Origin of the sequence: Carnimonas nigrificans ATCC BAA-78, from assembly GCF_000526695.1 — a bacterium.
Lineage (GTDB): Bacteria > Pseudomonadota > Gammaproteobacteria > Pseudomonadales > Halomonadaceae > Carnimonas > Carnimonas nigrificans.
The window spans coordinates 46506-65476 of sequence record NZ_JAGO01000017.1; the positions used below are offsets into that span (position 1 = coordinate 46506).

Genomic DNA, 18971 nt, shown 5'->3' on the forward strand with positions numbered 1-18971 from the left:
CGCGCCTTCCTTGATAAGGTGCTCAATTGTGCCTGTTTTAACAGTGGCTTTGCTTAGGGAAGGAGGAAACTGCGCAGAACTTCACTGTTGGCGTGTTTGCAAACGTTGGCTTCTTGATGTCGAAGGGGACCTTGCAGGCCCCCTTCACCCCCGCTGTCGTCAGTCGCGTCAGACCATCCGCTTGCAAAATCGCGCTGCAAGCGGATGATTCCGCGCCTTTCGCGGTAAGGTGTACGGTTGCTATGTTAGTGGCGTTACGCGTATCCAATAACCAAAGCATGATTGCCCATTGAATATATGCGCGGTGCAGAGTGACTGGATAGCGGTACGCCCCCCACGACCCTATAAGGACATTCAGAATGTATCTACTGCTCATCCCCATTGTGCTTCTGGTGGCTATCTATCTGGGCATGACGACACTGCAGGAGAGAGTACACAAGGAAGAAGCGCAGCAGCACGAGCAGCAGATCAATCACGATGCCGAGCACCGTTCAGGCGACGATAGCTAATCGCCGGATGTGAAGCAGTGGATAGTAAAGGCGATATTGTGAGCGCTTCTTCTAATGGAAGCGCGAGAGGGGAAAGGTGCCTCTCGCATTAGGCGAAACAAGCCGCGGACAAGAGCGCCAGCCCAGCAACTTCGCGCAGAGTTCAGCCTGATCTTTCAATAAAATGCTCCGGAAACTCGCTTCTCTAGCCTGTTACCCACTCAAGCGCGGCGTCGTATACGTCAATGCCCGCATCGGGCAGATGGGCGTGCTGGGAGAGATAGCGGCGGAAGGCGCGGCCACCGTGCTGACCTGCGCAAAGCCCCAGTATATGGCGGGTAATATGATTGAGCTTAACGCCTTCGGCCAGGCGATGCTCGACATAGGGGCGGAAGGCTTTTAGCGCTTCGAGCCGGCTCGACACCACGGCGGTGCTGCCGAATAGCTGCTCATCGACAGACGCCAGCAGCCACGGGTCGTGATACGCGGCTCGCCCGAGCATAACGCCATCAAGGGTATCCAGGTGCGGAAGTGCATCAGCCAGAGTGGTGAGGCCGCCATTAAGCGAGATATGAAGCTCAGGACGGCGTGCCTTCAGGCGCCGCACGCGCGCATAGTCGAGGGGCGGTACTTCGCGGTTCTGTTTGGGGGAGAGCCCCGCCAGCCACGCCTTGCGGGCATGCACGATAAAAACGCGGCAGCCACCTTCATCAGCTACCTGGTCGATAAAGCGATCCAGATCGGCTTCGGTATCCTGGTCATCAATGCCGATCCGACACTTCACCGTGACCGGAATCGAGACAGCATCCTGCATCGTCTTGATAGCACGCGCCACCTTTTCAGGCTGAGCCATCAGACATGCGCCGATCTCGTTATTCTGCACCCGATCACTGGGGCAGCCGACATTGAGATTGACCTCATCGAAGCCCCATTGCTGCGCGATGGCCGCGCATTCCGCCAATTCCCCCGCATCACTGCCGCCCAGTTGCAGCGCCAGTGGGTGCTCCACCTCGCTATGGCCTACGAAACGCTCGCGAGGGGTGCCGTGCAGCAGTGCGCCGGTCGTCACCATCTCGGTGTAGAGCAGCGCTTCACGGGTCAGACAGCGTGCGAACGCTCGGTAATCGCGTGTCGTCCAGTCCATCATCGGGGCCACGGAAAAGCGTCGTGCACGGTCAGTAAGGGATTCTTCTTTAATATCAATCATTTAAAAATATATTATGCTGTCTGAATGAACAGTGTTTTTACCGCTGTTTACCGCAAAATACCGCCAAAAATCGCTGTTACTGTACCACCAGAGTACCAGGCAGGTAGACCAGTCTTCTTTCGTGAGAAGGCTGGTACACAGTGGCGACGTGTCAGAGATGCGGGTAGGCGTGGCGGGTGATTATCCGTAAAACAGGGCGCTTGGTGCAAAGCAAAATCTTCGCTGTGACGGTCAGGCTATAAACAGCAGCGCCAGCCCTCCGTGTTTACTCACGTTTGAACTGGCGCTGAAGTGATGCCAGAAGGAAGGCTAGATAAACAGCCCCGCAATGGTAGCCGACAGCAGGCTGACCAGCATGGCACCGTACAGCAGTTTGAGGCCAACGCGAGCGACTTCGACCGCCTGCTTATCACTCAGCGCCTTGATGGCGCCAGCAATAATGCCGACCGATGAGAAGTTGGCAAACGAGACCAGGAAGACCGAGGTGATCCCGATACTGCGTGGGCTTAATTCATTCAGGTTCTGGAGCTGCAACATGGCGACAAATTCGTTGCTGAGCGTTTTGATCGCCATGATGCCTCCCACCTGAATTGCATCGCTGAATGGAATACCGATCAGCAGCGCGAATGGCGAAAATGCATAGCCTGCCAGATGCTCGAAGGTCATGCCGAAAATCCCGTCGAACAGGCCATTGACCATCGCGATCAGCGCAACATAGCCCATCACCATGACAGCGACAATCACCGCTATTTTGAAGCCATCCAGCAGATATTCGCCGAGCATATCGAAGAAGTGCTGCTTGCGCGGATTTTCGAGTTCGAGCAGATCCTCTTCGGGGGCCACCGTGTAGGGGTTGATGATCGAGGCGATCATAAAGCCGCCGAACATGTTGAGCGCTACCGCAGTGACCACGTAGCGTGGATCAATAATCTGCATATAGGAGCCAACAATCGACATGGAGACCGTCGAGATGGCAGAGGCATTCAGGGTATAGAGGCGCTGCGGTGTCAGGTAATCAAGCTGCTTCTTCATTGAAATGAAGACTTCGGACTGGCCCAGAATCAGCGACGCGATGCCGTTGTAGGACTCCAGCTTGCCCATGCCGGTAATCTTGCTGAGCAGCCATCCGACAATGCGCATGAACCATTGCAGCACGCTGATGTATTGAAGAATTCCGATCAGTGCCGACACAAAGACGATGGGCATCAGCACATTGAAGAAGAAGACGAAGGTGTCTGGCTTGACGATACCGCCGAATACGAAGTTCACGCCGACAGCCGCATAGCTTAAAAGCTTGGCGAAGGCGCTGGCGAAGCCGCCAATGAACACCGCACCGGCACCGGTATTAAGCAGTGCAAAGGCCAGAACCAGCTGGATGACCAGCATTACGGCCAATGGGCGAAAACGAATACCGGAGCGATTGCTGGAGACCAGCAGCGCCAGCAGGAAGATAACAAAGACACTCAGCAGAGCGACCAGATAGTGCATGAGGGGTTCCCGGTTCTTGGGTTATATGGCGGCGCTGGCCGCATGGGATAGGCTCATCAAGGTGTCATGTCGCGTGCGGCAAAGGCACCTGGCAGCAGCTCGCTGATGGTGCATTCACGCACATCACCGGTCAGATTGGTGAGCAAAATTCTGGTGTCGGCATCGCAGAACTCCGCCAGCACCTGACGGCAGGCACCACACGGTGATACCGGTTCGCTGGTATCCGCTGCGACCGCGATCGCTGCAAACTGCCGTTGGCCCTGGGCAACCGCACTGAATATCGCGGTGCGCTCTGCACAGTTGCACAGGCCGTAAGAGGCATTTTCAACGTTACAGCCGCTCACGATATTGCCGGAACGCGTGAGGAGGGCGGCACCTACGGCAAAGGATGAATAAGGGATATAGGCGTGATGGCGTGCGTCGATGGCGGCATCGAGCAGCGTTTGAATCTGTTGCTCACTGAGCATGTTGGTTCCTTACGATATGACGTTGCGGTGCAGTTTACCGGCATTGTCGAGATTCAGCATCCGTCCGGACAAAAACCTTTAGTCGCAGAGCAGAATAGAGTCAGCTCCCATGGCCTTGTCCAGAGTGTAAGCAATATTCGTGCCGCTCTTCTGGGGCCGAAAGCAAGGGCGCTTTTTCCGGCGTAACGCCTATTGGCAGCAGCAGGCAATAGCCGTAAGAGTTCGCAGGCGAAGCCGATCATGGGTGCGATGAAACATTCTATTGATCGCTGTTGTCAGAGAAAAGTATGGGCAGGAAGGCAACGGTGGTGGATGCCGAGAAGGTATAAATGGGAGCGCAGTGGTGCCTTTGATCTGGGCGTGCGTCAGAAGGGTGCAATCAATAGGGTGTGAAGAAATAGGGTGTGAAGAGTGCTGCAACAGATGATGCTGGTAGCAGCATGAAGAAGGGCAGGGGGTTGTACTGTGAGAGCAGAGCGTGAAGCCGGGAGATTAGGCTGGTGAGAAGATATAAAAAAACGCGCAGCTAAAAAGCCGCGCGTTTTGCATCATGCCTTGAAGGGCGTGATTAGAACTGCACACCAATGGAAGCTTTGGTGGAGTCGATTTTGAAGTCACTGTTGACCGGAACGCGATCATACTCGAGACGAGCAAATACGGGCCATTCTTCGAACGGAAGCTGGTATTTAACACCGGCGCCATAAGAAGGAGCCCAGTTGCGAGCGCCTTTGCCGCTAGCGTCAACATAGTTGAAGCCACCGCGAGCGAATACGCTGAAACCAGCGCCAACGGGCAGTTCAGGCAGGACGCTCAGGCCAGTAGTGCGAACACGGTTGCCGTAGTCGTCATAGCTCAGTTCAGTGGAGAGCCAGGGAGCATATTTGAAGCCGACGAATGCACCGCCGCCCTGCTTGTTGTGGTGTTTGAAGTCACCGCCACCATTGAAGTTGGTGTTGTTGCCGGAGATACCAGAGTAGATGCCGGTTTCAGCACTGGCAACGTTGATGGCCGCCAGCGAAGTAGCGAGAACTACGGGTGCTGCAATAAGAGTGGCAAATTTCATGACCTTGCTCCTGTCAAAAAAGTCGTTGCAAGCTTTATGAGTCTGTGTTGCTCGATGCGTTGTCGAACAGTGTTTTTTAATATGATCTCTATAGAGGAAAAAATCAAGAAAAATTTTTTCTTGAGGGAACTTTTTCCTAATCACTCACTATAGTACATCATATTCCTTTACAGGGCTCTTTTATATAGTTTGAAAACGGTGTTCGCAACCGCTAAGCGCGGAAAATGAAGAAGTTCTGCCTTTTTCCTTTTTTCATTTTACCGCTGCAAAGACGCCCGCACGCCTTGTTTTCAGGCGTACGGGGCGTCCTGTGGGGGTTACGCTTCTTCCAGAGGAATGGTCGCCGCTGCTTTCTGGTATTCGGCGATTTCATGGAAGTTCATGTAGCGATAGATATCGCCCGCCATAGCATCGAATTCACCCATGTAGCCCTGGTATTCATCCACGCTGGGCAGACGTCCCAGTACCGCAGAGATCGCTGCCAGCTCCGCTGAACCAAGGTAGACGTTAGCGCCATCGCCCAGGCGGTTGGGGAAGTTGCGCGTCGAAGTTGAAACCACCGTGGAGTGGGCCTCCACACGCGCCTGGTTACCCATGCACAGCGAGCAGCCCGGCATCTCCATGCGTGCACCGGCGTGCTCGTAAATGGTGTAGTAACCCTCTTCCTCAAGCTGGTGCTTGTCCATTTTGGTGGGCGGTGCCAGCCACAAACGGGTTTTCAGCGATCCCGGTGGCTGTTTCTCCAGCAGCTTGCCGGCTGCACGGAAATGCCCAATATTGGTCATGCACGAACCGATGAATACTTCGTCGATTTTCTCACCGGCCACGTCTGACAGCAGACGCGCATCGTCAGGGTCATTAGGCGCACAGAGAATCGGCTGATCCACCTGATCAAGATCGATCTCGATCACTTCTGCATATTCAGCGTCGGCATCGGCACGCATCAGGGTCGGGTTTTCCAGCCACTCTTCCATGCCCTTGATACGGCGCTCGATGGTGCGCACGTCGCCGTAACCGTTGCTCAGCATCCATTTCAGCAGCGTAATGTTCGACTTGAGATATTCCGTCACGCTCGCTTCGGAGAGCGTAATGGTACAGCCTGCGGCACTACGCTCGGCAGAGGCGTCGGAAAGCTCGAAGGCTTGCTCAACGGTGAGATCCTCAAGCCCTTCGATCTCCAGAATACGGCCCGAGAACGCATTTTTCTTGCCGGATTTCTCTACCGTCAACAGACCCTGCTGAATGGCGTAGTAGGGAATGGCGTGAACCAGATCGCGCAGGGTAACGCCAGCACGACGCTTGCCTTTGAAGCGCACCAGAATCGACTCGGGCATATCGAGAGGCATTACGCCGGTAGCAGCGGCGAAGGCCACCAGACCGGAGCCTGCCGGGAACGAAATGCCCATCGGGAAGCGGGTGTGTGAATCGCCACCGGTGCCTACGGTATCAGGCAGCAGCATGCGGTTAAGCCATGAGTGGATAATGCCGTCGCCGGGGCGCAGCGACACGCCGCCGCGATTCATGATGAAGTCGGGCAGAGTGTGCTGCATTTCGACATCAACGGGTTTCGGATAGGCTGCCGTGTGGCAGAACGACTGCATCACCAGATCGGCCTGGAAGCCGAGGCACGCCAGATCCTTCAGCTCGTCGCGAGTCATCGGCCCGGTAGTGTCCTGAGAGCCTACCGTGGTCATGCGCGGTTCGCAGTACATGCCAGGGCGAACGCCCTCCATGTGGCAAGCCTTGCCGACCATCTTCTGCGCCAGCGTATAGCCCGCGTTGGTGCTTTTGGGCTGTTCGGGAGTGGCGAAAACGTCGCTGGGAGGCAGGCCGAGATATTCACGGGCATTGTGGGTCAGGCCACGGCCGATAATCATCGGGATACGGCCACCTGCGCGCACTTCGTCGAGCAGCACATGAGTTTTCAGCGAGAAGGTGGAGATCACTTCATCAGAGTCGTGACGAGTGACTTCGCCTTTATAGGGGTAAACATCAATGATGTCGCCCATCGCCATTTTATCGACATCCATTTCGATTGGCAGGGCGCCGGCATCTTCCATGGTGTTGAAGAAAATGGGAGCGATCTTGCCACCGAAGCAGAAGCCGCCGCTGCGTTTGTTCGGCACATTGGGAATGTCGTGGCCGAAAAACCACAGCACGGAGTTGGTAGCAGATTTACGCGAGGAGCCGGTGCCCACCACGTCACCCACGTAAACCACCGGGAAGCCCTTGCTGCGCACTTCTTCGATCTGCGTCAGCGGGCCTCGCGTGCCAGGCTCGACCGGCTCGATACCGTCACGCGGGTTTTTCAGCATGGCATTGGCATGCAGCGGAATATCCGGACGTGACCACGCATCAGGGGCAGGGGAGAGATCATCGGTATTGGTCTCGCCCGGCACCTTGAAGACGGTCAGGGTAATCTTCTCGGCCAGTTTGGGTCTATGGGTGAACCACTCGGCTTCCGCCCACGATTCGATGGTGGCCTGCGCATGCTGGTTGCCATTGCGCGCACGCTCGGCGACATCGTGGAAGGCATCAAACATCAATAGCGTGCGTTTGAGCTGCTCGGAGGCTTCCGCTGCCAGCGCTTGATCGTCAAGCAGCTCGACCAGAGTGGCGATGTTGTAGCCGCCCTGCATGGTGCCCAGCAGCTTCACGGCATGAATCTTGTCAATCAATGGCGATTGAGCTTCGCCCTTGGTAATGGCCGCGAGGAATCCTGCCTTGACGTAGGCCGCTTCATCCACCCCTGGGTTAATGCGGTTGGTCAAAAGCTCAAGCAGGAACTCTTCTTCACCCTTGGGCGGGTTTTTCAAAAGCTCAATCAATTGAGCGGTCATTTCTGCGTCGAGCGCTTTCGGGGGTATACCCTCTTTTGCACGCTCTTCAACCTGCTGACGATAGGCTTCTAGCACGGTGATCTCCTCGCGGGATAAAAAGTAGCGATATGGTAGCGTTGAATGTCGACAATGTTAAGGCTAAAGGGATAGCCCTTTCGCCTAAGGCTGCCCATTGTGACACGGCTCACGTATGATTTGCGCAGCGCCGATGCGTGACGATGTGCTGTTATTGAAGAGGAAAATGTAATGGAAACGCCTGCTTACCTGACCATGCTGCCGCAGCAGTTGATCGACTTCCTGCCCTGTTTGACGCCGCCTGAATGGGTGGAAGCAGCCCTTGGCAACGAACGCTTGCTGATGATCGATCATGCGCAGTGTGAGAAGAAGGCCGCTTCCACGGCGATGAACCTGATGTTCCGCTACACTGACCGCACTGAATTGTTGACAAAGATGTCGCAGTTGGCGCGTGAAGAGCTGCTGCATTTCGAGCAGGTGGTGGAGTTGATGCGTGAACGCGGCATTGCCTACGAGCACCTCAGTGCGTCTCGCTATGCCGAAGGGCTGCGTGCCCATGTGCGTACCAATGAGCCGGGGCGTTTGATTGATATTCTGATTGTGGGGGGATTGATCGAGGCGCGTTCATGCGAACGTTTTGCCGCGCTGATTCCTCATCTCGATGAAGGGCTGGCGAAGTTCTACCGCACGCTGGTGCGTTCGGAAGGGCGTCACTTCGAGGATTACATTGCGCTGGCCGAGCAGTACGCCGAAGAGCACGGGCTTGGCAGCATCGCGGAACGTATCGCGTTTTTCTGCGCCCGCGAGCGCGAGTTGATCGAAGGCCCCGATGATGAATTTCGCTTCCATAGCGGTATTCCGCGCAGCGCCTGATGAATGCTGCCCGTCAGCGGTTTAATGGAGAGAGATCGTTGTCAGGCGAGCGACGATAGGCAAGAAGGCGTCCGCCGGTCATGTGCTGCTTTTCAAGCGCGTGCAGAATCGGCGGACGTCTGGAGATTAGGGCCGGCGGTGGTAATCGAGCCTGTAGCTATCGTTCAACCGAGACCCGAGGCAGCGCTGTAGCAGGGCGGCTGACCTTCTCGCTCGGTGCAATCACCAGAGCCTCGCCGCGCAATACCTCAACACCTTCCTGATTATGCGCACTGCATTTCAGTGTAACCCGACCGCGCCGTCCTTTCTCGACGACTTCTACCGTGGCGGTAATGGTGTCGCCGGGCTTCACCGGTTTGCGAAACTGTAGACTCTGTTCGAGATACACCGCGCCTGGCCCGGGCAGTTGGGTACCCAGTACGGCGGAGACCAGCCCCGCTGTCCACATACCGTGCACGATAACGCCACCGAATGAGGTGTTTTCTGCATAGTCGGCATCGACGTGTGCCGGGTTGATATCGCCAGACAAGTGCGCGAACAGGGCGATATCGTCATGGCTGACGGTGCGTGATAGCGATGCTTGCTGGCCCGGCTGTAGTTCGTCGTAGCAATGGTTTTCGAGGGTGTCTGATGGCGACATTGGGAATCCTGAACAGTAACAAGAGGGTGGAAACGTACCCGCTGGGGCAGGCGCACGAATCCAACGCAAGACGGCACCCGCAGATACCGCCCTTTGAAAAGCATCGCCTTTTCATAGAAAAAGTTTTAATAGAAAAGGCACGCAGGAACAGCAAGAACAAGAAGAGAAACGCAGCACTAGCAGGCGAACATTCAAGCGCCGCGCCTCTTTTCAGCGTTAGTCGTAGGCCAGTTCGCTAAGGCTGAACTCTTCCAGCGTCAGGGCCAGACCGTCGTGGCGTATCTCCCAGCCAATATCGATATCCTGATCGTGATCAAGACGCCAGTCGCCCACTACGTAGCGGCGCATCAGCTCACCGTTGACATCGAAATCGTGTACTTCAGGACGATGGGTATGACCGTGAATCAGGGTGCGCACCTGATATTCGCCCATCAGCTCGGCAACCGCCTGCTGGTTAACATCCATGATGTTTTGCGGCTTGTTGGCATTGGCATCGCTTGAGTCGGCACGGAACTGCTCGGCAATGGCCTGACGCGCCTCAATCGGCATCTCCAGTGCCTGCTGCTGCCACTGCGGATTGCGCATCATGGCGCGAAACTCCATGTACTGCTCGTCGTCAGTGCACATGGCATCACCGTGCGCGAGCAGCACCGGTACATCTCCCAGCATGATCAGCGAGGGGTCATCCAGCAGCGTGAGGTGCGCTTCATTCGCGAAGGCTTCGCCGATCAAAAAGTCGCGGTTGCCGTGAATGAAGTACACATCCTTGCCGGTATCGGCGTAAGCGGCAATTTTGGCCGCCACTTCATGCTCGAAGTCGCCCATGGCGTCGTCACCTATCCAGTAGTCGAACAGGTCGCCAATGATGTAGAGGGTGGCTGCTTCTGCCGCACGATATTCAAGGTAATCGTAGAACGCCTGAGTCAGATCGGGATGCGACGGCGACAGGTGCAGGTCGGCAATGAAAAGCGTTGTCATAGCGTCTCTATTAATGGGGAATCATGGGCTAAGCATACCTGCTGCCATGGCGAGTGCAATGCCACTCTTGACGGAAGAAAGCCCCATGAACCGTGGCGCTGGGCCACGGTAAAAAAGGGCAAGCAAGTACGCCAGCGAGAGGCATTGCCGATGCCGTCATCAGCACCGCCCGACAAGATTCAGCGGTGCCTGATAGCGGCGTGCTGGTTACTCTTCTTCGATGGTAGCGCTTTCGAGCACTACATCTTCCTGCGGAACGTCAGCGTGCATGCCGCGACGACCGGTTTTTACGCCTTCGATCGCTTCGACGATCTCCATGCCTTCAGCCACTTCACCAAAGACGCAGTAGCCAAAGCCTTGCGGGGTGGGGGCGCTATGATTCAGGAAATTGTTGTCAGACACATTGATGAAGAACTGTGCGCTGGCGGAGTGCGGATCGGGGGTACGTGCCATGGCCAGGGTGCCGCGCTTGTTGGCAACGCCATTGGTAGCTTCGTTCTTGATCGGTGCTTCTGTGGGCTTCTGCTCGAAATTGGTATCGAAGCCGCCACCCTGCACCATGAAACCGGGGATAACGCGGTGGAAGAGGGTGCCGTCGTAATGACCTGAGCGCACATAGTTCTCGAAGTTCTTCACGGTTTCCGGTGCCTTGTCGGCAAACAGGCGCAGCTTGATTTTGCCTTTCGAGGTATTCAGTACAATCATGCGGAAGTCCTTGTTAGGTGCGAAGGCCGCTCGAAGCGAACGGCTCTTCGCTGAAGAGGATACGGGCAAGGTGCGTACAGGCAGCTCGCGGATCGTTATAATAGCGGTTTATGTCGATAGCGGGAAAGTCGCGTCAAAGGTCGGTACAATGGCGCCATGTGTATGTCGATGTGGGGGAAGGTGGCGTCAGCGCCGCTGAAAACCCCGCACACGTTTTTTACTTGCAGGCTTTGGCAAGACGTTAAGCCCCGCTATTCCAATATTTCCAGGCAAGCCTTCGCTTCGCCGTTCGATCACGAGGTTCAGCATCGCCCCATGAGTGTTGAAAGCAGCAACGCCCCGAATTTCCTCAGCAATCAGATTCGCGAAGAGATCAGCAACGGTCAGACGCAACACATCGTGACGCGCTTTCCTCCTGAACCCAACGGCTTTCTGCACATCGGTCATGCCAAATCAATCTGGGTGAACTTCAGTCTTGCCGAGCAGTTTGGCGGGCGCTGTCATCTGCGTTTTGATGACACCAACCCGGCCAAGGAAGAAGAGCAGTTTGTGCAGTCGATCCAGCAGGATATCCAGTGGCTTGGCTATCGCTGGTCGGGAGAAGTGCGCTACGCCTCCCAGTATTTCGATCAGCTCTATGAATGGGCGATCCATCTGGTCAAGCAGGGGCTGGCCTACGTGGATGACCTGAGTGCCGAGCAGATGCGTGAATATCGCGGTACCTTGACCGAACCCGGACGCCCCAGCCCTTATCGGGAGCGCTCGGTCGAAGAGAACCTTGATCTGCTTGAGCGGATGGCAACGGGTGAGTTTGGCGAAGGTGAAAAGGTGCTGCGCGCCAGAATTGATATGGCGTCGCCCAACATCAATCTGCGTGATCCGGTGCTTTACCGTATTCGTCACGCACACCATCACCAGACCGGCGACAAATGGAAGATTTACCCTTCCTACGACTTTGCCCACGGTCAGTCCGACGCTATCGAAGGCATTACCCATTCGATCTGCACGCTTGAATTCGAGGACCACCGTCCTCTCTACAACTGGATGCTGGAACATCTGCCGGTGCCTGCCAGGCCGCGCCAGATCGAATTTGCCCGCATGAATGTCAACTACACCGTCACCTCAAAACGCAAGCTGAGGCTGCTGGTGGAAAAAGGCATCGTGAATGGCTGGGACGATCCGCGCATGCCGACCATTTCCGGGCTGCGTCGCCGCGGTTATACCCCTGCATCGCTGCGGCACTTCTGTGAAATGACCGGCGTAGCGCGTTCAGCCAACGTGGTGGATATCGCGATGCTCTATTCGGCGATTCGCTCCGACCTGGAAGAGAATGCGCCGCGCGCCATGTGTGTGCTGAATCCGCTCAAGGTGGTGCTGACCAATGTTGCCGAAGATCACGAAGAGCAGATTGAAGCGGCAGGGCACCCTGCCCGTGAGGATATGGGCACGCGCATCCTGCCGCTGGCCCGCGAGCTTTACATCGACGCCGATGACTTCATGGAAGAGCCGCCGAAGAAGTTCTTCCGCCTGGCCCCTGGCAAGGAAGTTCGCCTGCGCAATGCCTATGTCATCAAGTGCGATGAGGTGGTGAAAAATGATGATGGCTCGATCAAGGAGCTGCGTTGCAGCGTCGATTTCGACACCCTGGGTGCCAATCCCGAAGGGCGCAAGGTCAAGGGGGTGATTCACTGGGTCAGCGCCGAACATGGCGTGCCGGTGGAAGTGCGCAACTACGACAACCTCTTTACCGTTGAAGCGCCGGACAAGTTCAAGGACGAGCAAGAGTTTCTTGCCAACCTTAATCCCGAGTCGCTCTCGGTCACCGAAGGTATTGGCGAGCCTTCCCTGCGGGATGCTCAGCCGGAAGATCACTTCCAGTTCGAGCGGGTAGGCTACTTCTGCGCTGATCGCTTCGATCATGGCGACAACGGCAAGCTGGTGTTCAACCGCACCGTCAGCCTCAAGGATGGCTGGGCCAAGGCGCAGAAAAAGGCCGCCCAGGCGGGGCAGCAGGGGTGATGGCATGAGCGTGCAAATCTTCAATACCATGATGCGGCGCAAGCAGCCCCTGGCGCCGCTTGATCCTGAAGCGGTACGCATGTACGTGTGCGGCATCACCGTGTATGACTACTGCCATATTGGTCATGGTCGCGTGATGGTGGCCTTTGATGTGGTTACGCGCTACCTGCGTGCGCGCGGCTATAACGTCCAGTATGTGCGCAATATCACCGATGTTGACGACAAGATCATTCGACGGGCGGCCGAGAACAACGAATCCATCGGTGCGCTTACCGAGCGCATGATCGACGCGATGCACGACGACGAACAGCGCATTGGTGTGCTGCCGCCCGATGAGGAACCGCGTGCAACGGCGCACATGCACGACATTATTGCCATGGTGGCGACCCTGATCGAGAAGGGGCACGCCTATGCCGCCGATAATGGCGATGTTTACTATCGTGTGCGCAGCTTCACTGACTACGGCAAGCTCTCCAATCGTAATCCTGATGACATGCGCTCTGGCGCGCGGATCGAGGTTGAGGAAGCCAAGGAAGATCCACTCGATTTCGTGCTGTGGAAAAAGGCGCGGCCAGGGGAATCGAGCTGGCCTTCGCCGTGGGGCGATGGCCGCCCCGGCTGGCATATCGAATGCTCGGCGATGTCGAAGTGCTGCCTGGGCGAAAGTTTCGATATTCATGGCGGCGGTGCCGATCTGGTCTTCCCGCACCATGAAAACGAAATTGCCCAGAGTGAAGGGGCCAGCGACAAGCCGTTCGTGACGAACTGGATGCACGTAGGGGCGCTGCGCATCGACGGTGAAAAGATGTCCAAGTCGCTGGGCAACTTCTTCTTTCTGCGCGATGTGCTTGAGCACAATGATCCGGAAGTGGTGCGCTATCTGCTGTTGGCGAGCCACTATCGCAGTCCGATCAACTATGCGGGTGACTCGCTGGAAGAGGCGCGCCGTTCGCTGCTGCGTTTCTACACTGCTCTGGATGGCATCGAAGCGCAGCAGGGCAGCGTCAGCGGCGACTTCGCCACGCGCTTTTTTGCTGCGATGGATGATGATTTCAATACGCCGGTGGCGCTGGCGGTACTGTTTGATCTGGCGCGCGAGCTGAACCGGGCGCGCAGTGACGATGCCCAAAGCGCACCAGCGCTGGCGTTCGAGTTGAAACGTCTGGCGAATATTCTGGGCTTGCTTGAGCGAGCGCCTGGCGAATTTCTCCAGGGCGGCAGTCAGAATGCGCTGCCACTGCCTGCTGAAGAGATCGACGCGCGGATTGCTGCGCGTACCGCCGCCAAAAAAGCCAGGGAGTTTGCGGAAGCAGACCGTATTCGCGCTGAGCTTGAAGCGCTAGGCATTGTACTGAAGGACAGTCGCGAAGGGACTCAGTGGGTATTCGACAAGCGTTGATACTCCCCCTTGGCTGATTCGCGGGCAGCTCCATGAGGTGGGGCGGCCCGTGCTACTTTCATTATTCAAGGAATTTCCGATGGCACGACGTGTTCTCTGCGCGCTGGCACTGCTGGCAGTATCCCCCTTGGCTCTGGCCCATGCCCATCTCTCCTCCAGCTCGCCCGCCGATGGTGCCGTGCTGGAACAGGCACCTACCACGCTGACAGCGTCCTTTACTGAAGGCGTGGAAACTGCACTGAGTTCGCTGACCCTGACCGACGATAATGGCCACACCACATCGCTTGACAAGCTGAGTGCCAGTGCTGAGGGCAATAACACCTACCAGGTGGCGCTGCCCAGGTTGGCAGCGGGGCATTACAGGATCGACCTGCATGTCACTTCAGTGGATACCCATCGCGTAGAAGAGCAGCTACAGTTCACCGTTAAATGATGAGTGCGCCGTTGATTGTGTCGCTTCCGATGAGTATGACGAAGTCGTGTTGTCGTTGATCGACGCCGCCTTCAATGGCGGCGCTTTGTCGATGCTGCAAACAGGCGTGCGAGCGCTTGGAATCAGTAGCCTTGCAGTGGCATTAGGTGGTCTGGTGGTGGGTTGGTGGCTTGTGCCTCAGACCAGCATCAGCCGACCCCTGATTGCTCGCTTGCAGAGGGTGGCGGGTATAGCCATGTTGCTGGCACTGGCGTTTTTTGTGGCGTTATGGCCGTTGGTTGCGGCGCAAATGGCAGGAGCGACGACGCTTGCCGACACCGTGCCGGTGCTGAAGGTGGTGCTGACTGGCACCGCATTTGGTGGTCTGGTACGGCTGGTGTGGGGGTTGCTGGCGTTGGCCCTGTTGCTACTGTTAATGCTGCTAACGCCACTTCAGCGCGTCGCCCTGAAAGAGCTGCGCGGTAGCATAGTGGCGCTGCTGGGCATGGTGGCGTTACTGCAACCGCTGATGGGGCACGGCGCCACTGTCGGTGCCGGCTACCTGCTACCGATGACCACTCATGTGCTGGCGGCATCGCTGTGGATAGGGGCCATTCCCGCACTGATACTGGGCTGTGTCGATCAGGCGCTTGATAGCCGATTGTTGCTGAAGCGCTTTTCGTGGCTGGGTATTGCGTGCGTGGTGGTGCTAGGGCTGTCAGGGCTGGTGCAAACAATTACGCTGGTCGCGAGCTGGCAGGCGTTATGGCAGACGGTATACGGCCAACTGATTGTGGTCAAAACCGTCATGCTGGGAGCATTGCTGGTGCTGGCGTTGATCAATCGCTGCTACTGGACGCCGCGTGCACTGGGCCGTCAGCGTGGCGTGGTGATCACCATGGGGATTGAGTGGGCGCTGGCGCTGTGCGTTATCGTGATCGCCGTGGGGCTTGCGGGGCAGCCGCCGCCCGGCATCATGGGTGAGATGGCGCACTAGAAGGGTGTCATAAAGAATGGCGCCATAAAAAGGCCAGGGGCAGCTATGAACTGCACCTGGCCTTTTTCTTTGCTGTCAGGAAGCAAAAGAGACGCGCATCATGGCACCTTCCGCTTCAGCAATAACGCTAGTCGAGCTGTTCCAGCATCGAAGCGACCATCTTCGCAGAGTTGGCGGCTGCCGTTGCGAGGAAGGTTTCGAAATCAACGTTATTGCCCTCTTTCTCGGGAAGATCCGAAATGGCGCGGGTAACAACGAAGGGACAGCCGAAGCGCTCACAGGCTTGGGCAATGGCAGCGGCTTCCATTTCAGCAGCAATCAGCTCAGGGAAGCGGCGGCGCAGTGAGGTCACTGCTTCCTTGCCCGCCACGAAAACATCGCCTGAGCCAATCGCGCCTTCATGAGCAGCAATGCCGAGGCCGTCGATTGCCTTGCGTGCGAGGGCGATCAGATCGCTATCGGCGCTGAAGCGTGCCGGCATGCCGGGAATCTGGCCCGGCGCATAGCCGAATGCCGTGACGTTGGCGTCATGATGGAACACCTGTGACGAGACGACGACATCGCCGATGGCAAGCCCTTCTCCCATACCGCCTGCCGAACCAATATTGATAACGGCATCAGGCGCATAGCGCTGGAAGGCGAGGGCGGTGGCGACGGCGGCGTTGACCTTGCCGATGCCTGATTCCAGCAACACGACCTGCTTGCCCTTGAGCGTGCCGCGATGAAATACCGAGCCGCCCACTTCAGTTGTATCGGGAGGCGTGTCGAACAGCGCGAGCAGCGCCTCGACTTCCTGGGCCATTGCGCCAATAAGCGCAACCTGTACCGACTCGGGCTGGGCATTATGTGTGCTCATCAAGCGAACACCTGATCCCACTCATCGCGCTTGGCCAGCAGATCACGGGCCAGCTCTTTCGCGCCTTCCAGACTATGGCTGGCGGCCCAGCCACACTGGGTCGGATTGCAGGCCGGCACCTCATCGGCTTCGAGGACATCCTTCAATGTCTTCTCGATAATATCGAGCACATCGTCATAGTCTTCGTGATTGATCAGCGACCAATAGAAGCCGGTTTGGCAGCCCATCGGGCCGATATCCAGAATCTTGTCGGTGTGGTTACGCGCCAGCTCGGCCGTAAGGTGCTCAAGGGAGTGGAGCGCAGGCATTTCCATGTGCTCCTTGTTTGGCTGGCTGATACGCAGATCGTACTTGAAGATCTTGTCGCCGTGGATGCCTTCCTTGACGCCGGCCAGGCGAACATAAGGCGCTTTTACCTTGGTGTGATCCAGGTTGAAGCTTTCGACATTCATCTGTTTCTCGCTCATGGGGGTCTCCTAAGCGTTGGTCGGGCACCCGCTGCGGCAGGTGCGATGAAAAGAGCAGGTGAAAACCGGCAGGCGTCGCCCGCATGATTCACGCTACCTGTGACGCTCCAGGTTCAGCGTTGAGCATCATGCAAGATGGCGGCGGTCAGGGTATTTTCCAACAGGGAAGCAACAGTCATCGGGCCAACTCCGCCGGGCACCGGCGTGATCCAGGCGGCCCGCTCGCGTGCCTTGTCGAACTCCACATCACCGACCAGGCTGCCATCTTCCTGTCGGTTGATGCCTACATCAATGACGGTTGCGCCTTCACGAATCCAGTCACCCTTGATCAGATGGGGAATGCCCACACCCACCACCAGCAGCTCGGCACGCCTTACATAGCTTTCCAGATCCTTGGTAAAGCGGTGGCACACCGACGTAGTGGCGCCAGCCAGCAGCAGCTCCAGCGCCATGGGCCGCCCAACGATATTGCTGGCCCCGACGATGGTGGCATCAACGCCACGTACCGCGATCTGATAATAGTCGAGCAGCGTCATGACGCCCTTGGGAGTGCATGGGCGCAGCTCGGGCTGGCGCTGTGCCAGGCGGCCAAGATTGTAGGGATGGAAGCCATCGACATCCTTGTCCGCTGCAATACGCTCTAGAATGGGATTTTCATCGAGGTGGGCAGGGAGGGGGAGCTGCACCAGGATGCCATCAATACGTGCATCGCGGTTAAGCTCGTCGATCAGCGTTTCAAGCTGGGATTGGGTGGTAGCAGCAGGCAGTTGATGCTTGTAGGACTGAACCCCGGCCTCGGCACAGGCGCGCTCCTTGTTGCGCACATAGATCTGCGAAGCGGGGTTGTCACCCACCAGTACTACGGCAAGACCGGGAGCAGCCAGCCCTTGCTGCTGACGCTGGGCCGTTGCTTCAGCTACTTTGGCGCGGACATGATGGGCAACTGTCTTTCCATCAATCAATTGTGCGGCCATTGATGGCATTTCCTCTGGCAATGATAAGGATGGTCGATATCTGGGCGTCGATTGTCGCACGCCCCGTCTGCTAGTCAAAGCGCCGTTGGTGTGGAGCGGGGCTTTCAGTCTCGGGGCGCGTGGGTGTGCTTTTGACGGGAAGGTGCAGCTTATGAGCTTGCGGGCTGTGCTCCTTCTTTATGTACTTCTCTGCTATTTCGGCTGCTTCATGGATAGAGGGAAGGGCGTAGGCGCCGGTTTTTCCTGCTGCCTTCCCTTGTTGATGGCGCCTGCGGGCAGGATTTGGCGGGGCACGTGATCCGGCTGACGCAGATTTTGTTCAAGCTATTGATAATTATGCTTGACCCACGCCGCAAAGACAGTAAAATGCGCATCGCATCATCAAACACGGTGCTTGGAACGGGGTATAGCGCAGTCTGGTAGCGCGCCTGCTTTGGGAGCAGGATGTCGGGGGTTCGAATCCCTCTACCCCGACCAACCTATTGATTTGGAAAGAATTTTTCCTTTTCTGGGGTTGACGGTGTTGGAACTCGACCGTATTATGCGCCTATAGCTCAACCGGATAGAGCAACGGCCTTCTAAGCCGTAGGTTGCAGGTTCGAGTCCTGCTGGGCGCGCCATGTGTCAGTTGATTTGGCAGTGGGTGTTCGGTGTTAATGCTCTGATGTTAGGGCAAAAGGCAAATTGATACTCGTTGATAGTTGAATGTTTCGATATTGATTATGCCAGTTTCGGTTATGGTGGATGTAGCTCAGTGGTAGAGCCCCGGATTGTGGCTCCGGTGGTCGAGGGTTCGATCCCCTTCATCCACCCCATTCCGACAGAATTGTTAAAGATCGAAGCATCGGTCTTGTAAAGGCACCCAGATAGGGTGCTTTTTTTATGCCTGAAAAGTGTCACTCTGTATTCAGCCAGGTCTGGAAAACTCCAATAATGTCAGCGAGCTAGCGTAATTTTTGCTGATTGGTCTTGAATCACTGACACTTGGCCCCATGATGACTGGGAGCCAAACGCTTGTCTTAATGCGCTGGTATTCTTAGAATCTTCGCCTTCGCATTAACCTGCGCACTACATTTTTAGTCG

Annotated in this window: 17 protein-coding genes and 3 tRNA genes; 9 read left to right on the forward strand and 11 right to left on the reverse strand. The window is 56.6% G+C overall.

Annotation, left to right across the window (positions count from 1 at the left end):
- Positions 1–359 precede the first annotated feature (359 nt).
- Positions 360–509, forward strand: a complete 150-nt coding sequence (locus tag L881_RS13810; protein ID WP_156926559.1) for a hypothetical protein — start codon at positions 360–362, stop codon at positions 507–509.
- A gap of 184 nt (positions 510–693) precedes the next feature.
- Here L881_RS13810 and dusA read toward each other — a convergent pair whose 3' ends face one another.
- The 5 genes from dusA to acnB all read right to left on the reverse strand — a co-directional run bounded on the left by dusA (position 694) and on the right by acnB (position 7628).
- Positions 694–1695 carry a tRNA dihydrouridine(20/20a) synthase DusA gene (gene dusA / locus L881_RS0111845; protein ID WP_025733907.1) on the reverse strand — a complete coding sequence of 334 codons (1002 nt, stop codon included), beginning with the start codon at positions 1693–1695 and terminating at the stop codon, positions 694–696.
- Between the two features lie 309 nt (positions 1696–2004).
- On the reverse strand, positions 2005–3183 hold the full coding sequence (locus tag L881_RS0111850) for a NupC/NupG family nucleoside CNT transporter (RefSeq protein WP_025733908.1): 1179 nt from the start codon (positions 3181–3183) through the stop codon (positions 2005–2007).
- Positions 3184–3239: 56 nt separating this feature from the next.
- Positions 3240–3650 (reverse strand): cytidine deaminase, encoded by a 411-nt coding sequence (locus L881_RS0111855; protein ID WP_025733909.1) that lies wholly within the window; start codon positions 3648–3650, stop codon positions 3240–3242.
- A gap of 568 nt (positions 3651–4218) precedes the next feature.
- On the reverse strand, positions 4219–4713 hold the full coding sequence (locus L881_RS0111860; protein WP_025733910.1) for an outer membrane beta-barrel protein: 495 nt from the start codon (positions 4711–4713) through the stop codon (positions 4219–4221).
- A gap of 317 nt (positions 4714–5030) precedes the next feature.
- On the reverse strand, positions 5031–7628 hold the full coding sequence (gene acnB, locus L881_RS0111865) for a bifunctional aconitate hydratase 2/2-methylisocitrate dehydratase (RefSeq protein WP_025733911.1): 2598 nt from the start codon (positions 7626–7628) through the stop codon (positions 5031–5033).
- A 171-nt stretch (positions 7629–7799) separates the two neighbouring features.
- On the opposite strand from acnB, the gene L881_RS0111870 reads away from it, so the two are divergent.
- The gene (locus L881_RS0111870; protein ID WP_025733912.1) at positions 7800–8441 is read left to right on the forward strand and encodes a MiaE family protein; all 642 of its coding nucleotides are present in this window, start codon (positions 7800–7802) and stop codon (positions 8439–8441) included.
- 157 nt (positions 8442–8598) lie between these two features.
- Here L881_RS0111870 and L881_RS0111875 read toward each other — a convergent pair whose 3' ends face one another.
- The 3 genes from L881_RS0111875 to L881_RS0111885 all read right to left on the reverse strand — a co-directional run bounded on the left by L881_RS0111875 (position 8599) and on the right by L881_RS0111885 (position 10764).
- Complete coding sequence (locus L881_RS0111875) at positions 8599–9081, reverse strand: MaoC/PaaZ C-terminal domain-containing protein (RefSeq protein WP_025733913.1); 483 nt, start codon at positions 9079–9081, stop codon at positions 8599–8601.
- 216 nt (positions 9082–9297) lie between these two features.
- Entirely contained in the window at positions 9298–10059 is a 762-nt protein-coding gene (locus L881_RS0111880; RefSeq protein WP_025733914.1) for a UDP-2,3-diacylglucosamine diphosphatase, read from the reverse strand.
- A gap of 207 nt (positions 10060–10266) precedes the next feature.
- The gene (locus L881_RS0111885; protein ID WP_025733915.1) at positions 10267–10764 is read right to left on the reverse strand and encodes a peptidylprolyl isomerase; all 498 of its coding nucleotides are present in this window, start codon (positions 10762–10764) and stop codon (positions 10267–10269) included.
- Positions 10765–11079: 315 nt separating this feature from the next.
- Between L881_RS0111885 and L881_RS0111890 the strand changes: the two genes are divergently transcribed.
- The 4 genes from L881_RS0111890 (at position 11080) to L881_RS0111905 (ending at position 15591) form a co-directional block, all read left to right on the forward strand.
- Positions 11080–12783, forward strand: coding sequence for a glutamine--tRNA ligase/YqeY domain fusion protein (locus tag L881_RS0111890; protein WP_025733916.1), 1704 nt, complete (start codon positions 11080–11082; stop codon positions 12781–12783).
- A 10-nt stretch (positions 12784–12793) separates the two neighbouring features.
- Positions 12794–14182 carry a cysteine--tRNA ligase gene (gene cysS, locus L881_RS0111895; protein ID WP_025733917.1) on the forward strand — a complete coding sequence of 463 codons (1389 nt, stop codon included), beginning with the start codon at positions 12794–12796 and terminating at the stop codon, positions 14180–14182.
- Positions 14183–14261: 79 nt separating this feature from the next.
- A complete protein-coding gene (locus L881_RS0111900; RefSeq protein WP_025733918.1) occupies positions 14262–14615 on the forward strand; it encodes a copper resistance CopC family protein in 354 nt (117 codons plus the stop codon).
- Between the two features lie 46 nt (positions 14616–14661).
- Positions 14662–15591 (forward strand): copper resistance D family protein, encoded by a 930-nt coding sequence (locus L881_RS0111905; RefSeq protein WP_025733919.1) that lies wholly within the window; start codon positions 14662–14664, stop codon positions 15589–15591.
- A 127-nt stretch (positions 15592–15718) separates the two neighbouring features.
- On the opposite strand, the gene L881_RS0111910 is transcribed toward L881_RS0111905, so the two are convergent.
- From L881_RS0111910 to folD, 3 genes are all read right to left on the reverse strand, one after another.
- Positions 15719–16447: a 5'-methylthioadenosine/adenosylhomocysteine nucleosidase gene (locus L881_RS0111910; RefSeq protein WP_025733920.1), complete on the reverse strand. Its 729-nt coding sequence runs from the start codon at positions 16445–16447 to the stop codon at positions 15719–15721.
- Positions 16447–16914, reverse strand: a complete 468-nt coding sequence (locus tag L881_RS0111915; protein ID WP_025733921.1) for an S-ribosylhomocysteine lyase — start codon at positions 16912–16914, stop codon at positions 16447–16449. Before L881_RS0111915 ends, L881_RS0111910 begins: the two co-directional genes overlap by 1 nt.
- Positions 16915–17027: 113 nt before the next feature.
- Positions 17028–17888, reverse strand: a complete 861-nt coding sequence (gene folD, locus L881_RS0111920) for a bifunctional methylenetetrahydrofolate dehydrogenase/methenyltetrahydrofolate cyclohydrolase FolD (RefSeq protein WP_025733922.1) — start codon at positions 17886–17888, stop codon at positions 17028–17030.
- A 400-nt stretch (positions 17889–18288) separates the two neighbouring features.
- On the opposite strand from folD, the gene L881_RS0111925 reads away from it, so the two are divergent.
- The 3 genes from L881_RS0111925 (at position 18289) to L881_RS0111935 (ending at position 18703) form a co-directional block, all read left to right on the forward strand.
- Positions 18289–18365: transfer RNA gene (locus L881_RS0111925), tRNA-Pro, on the forward strand.
- Between the two features lie 66 nt (positions 18366–18431).
- A tRNA-Arg gene (locus L881_RS0111930) sits at positions 18432–18508 on the forward strand.
- Positions 18509–18628: 120 nt separating this feature from the next.
- Positions 18629–18703, forward strand: a tRNA-His gene (locus L881_RS0111935).
- The last annotated feature ends 268 nt before the right edge of the window (positions 18704–18971 follow it).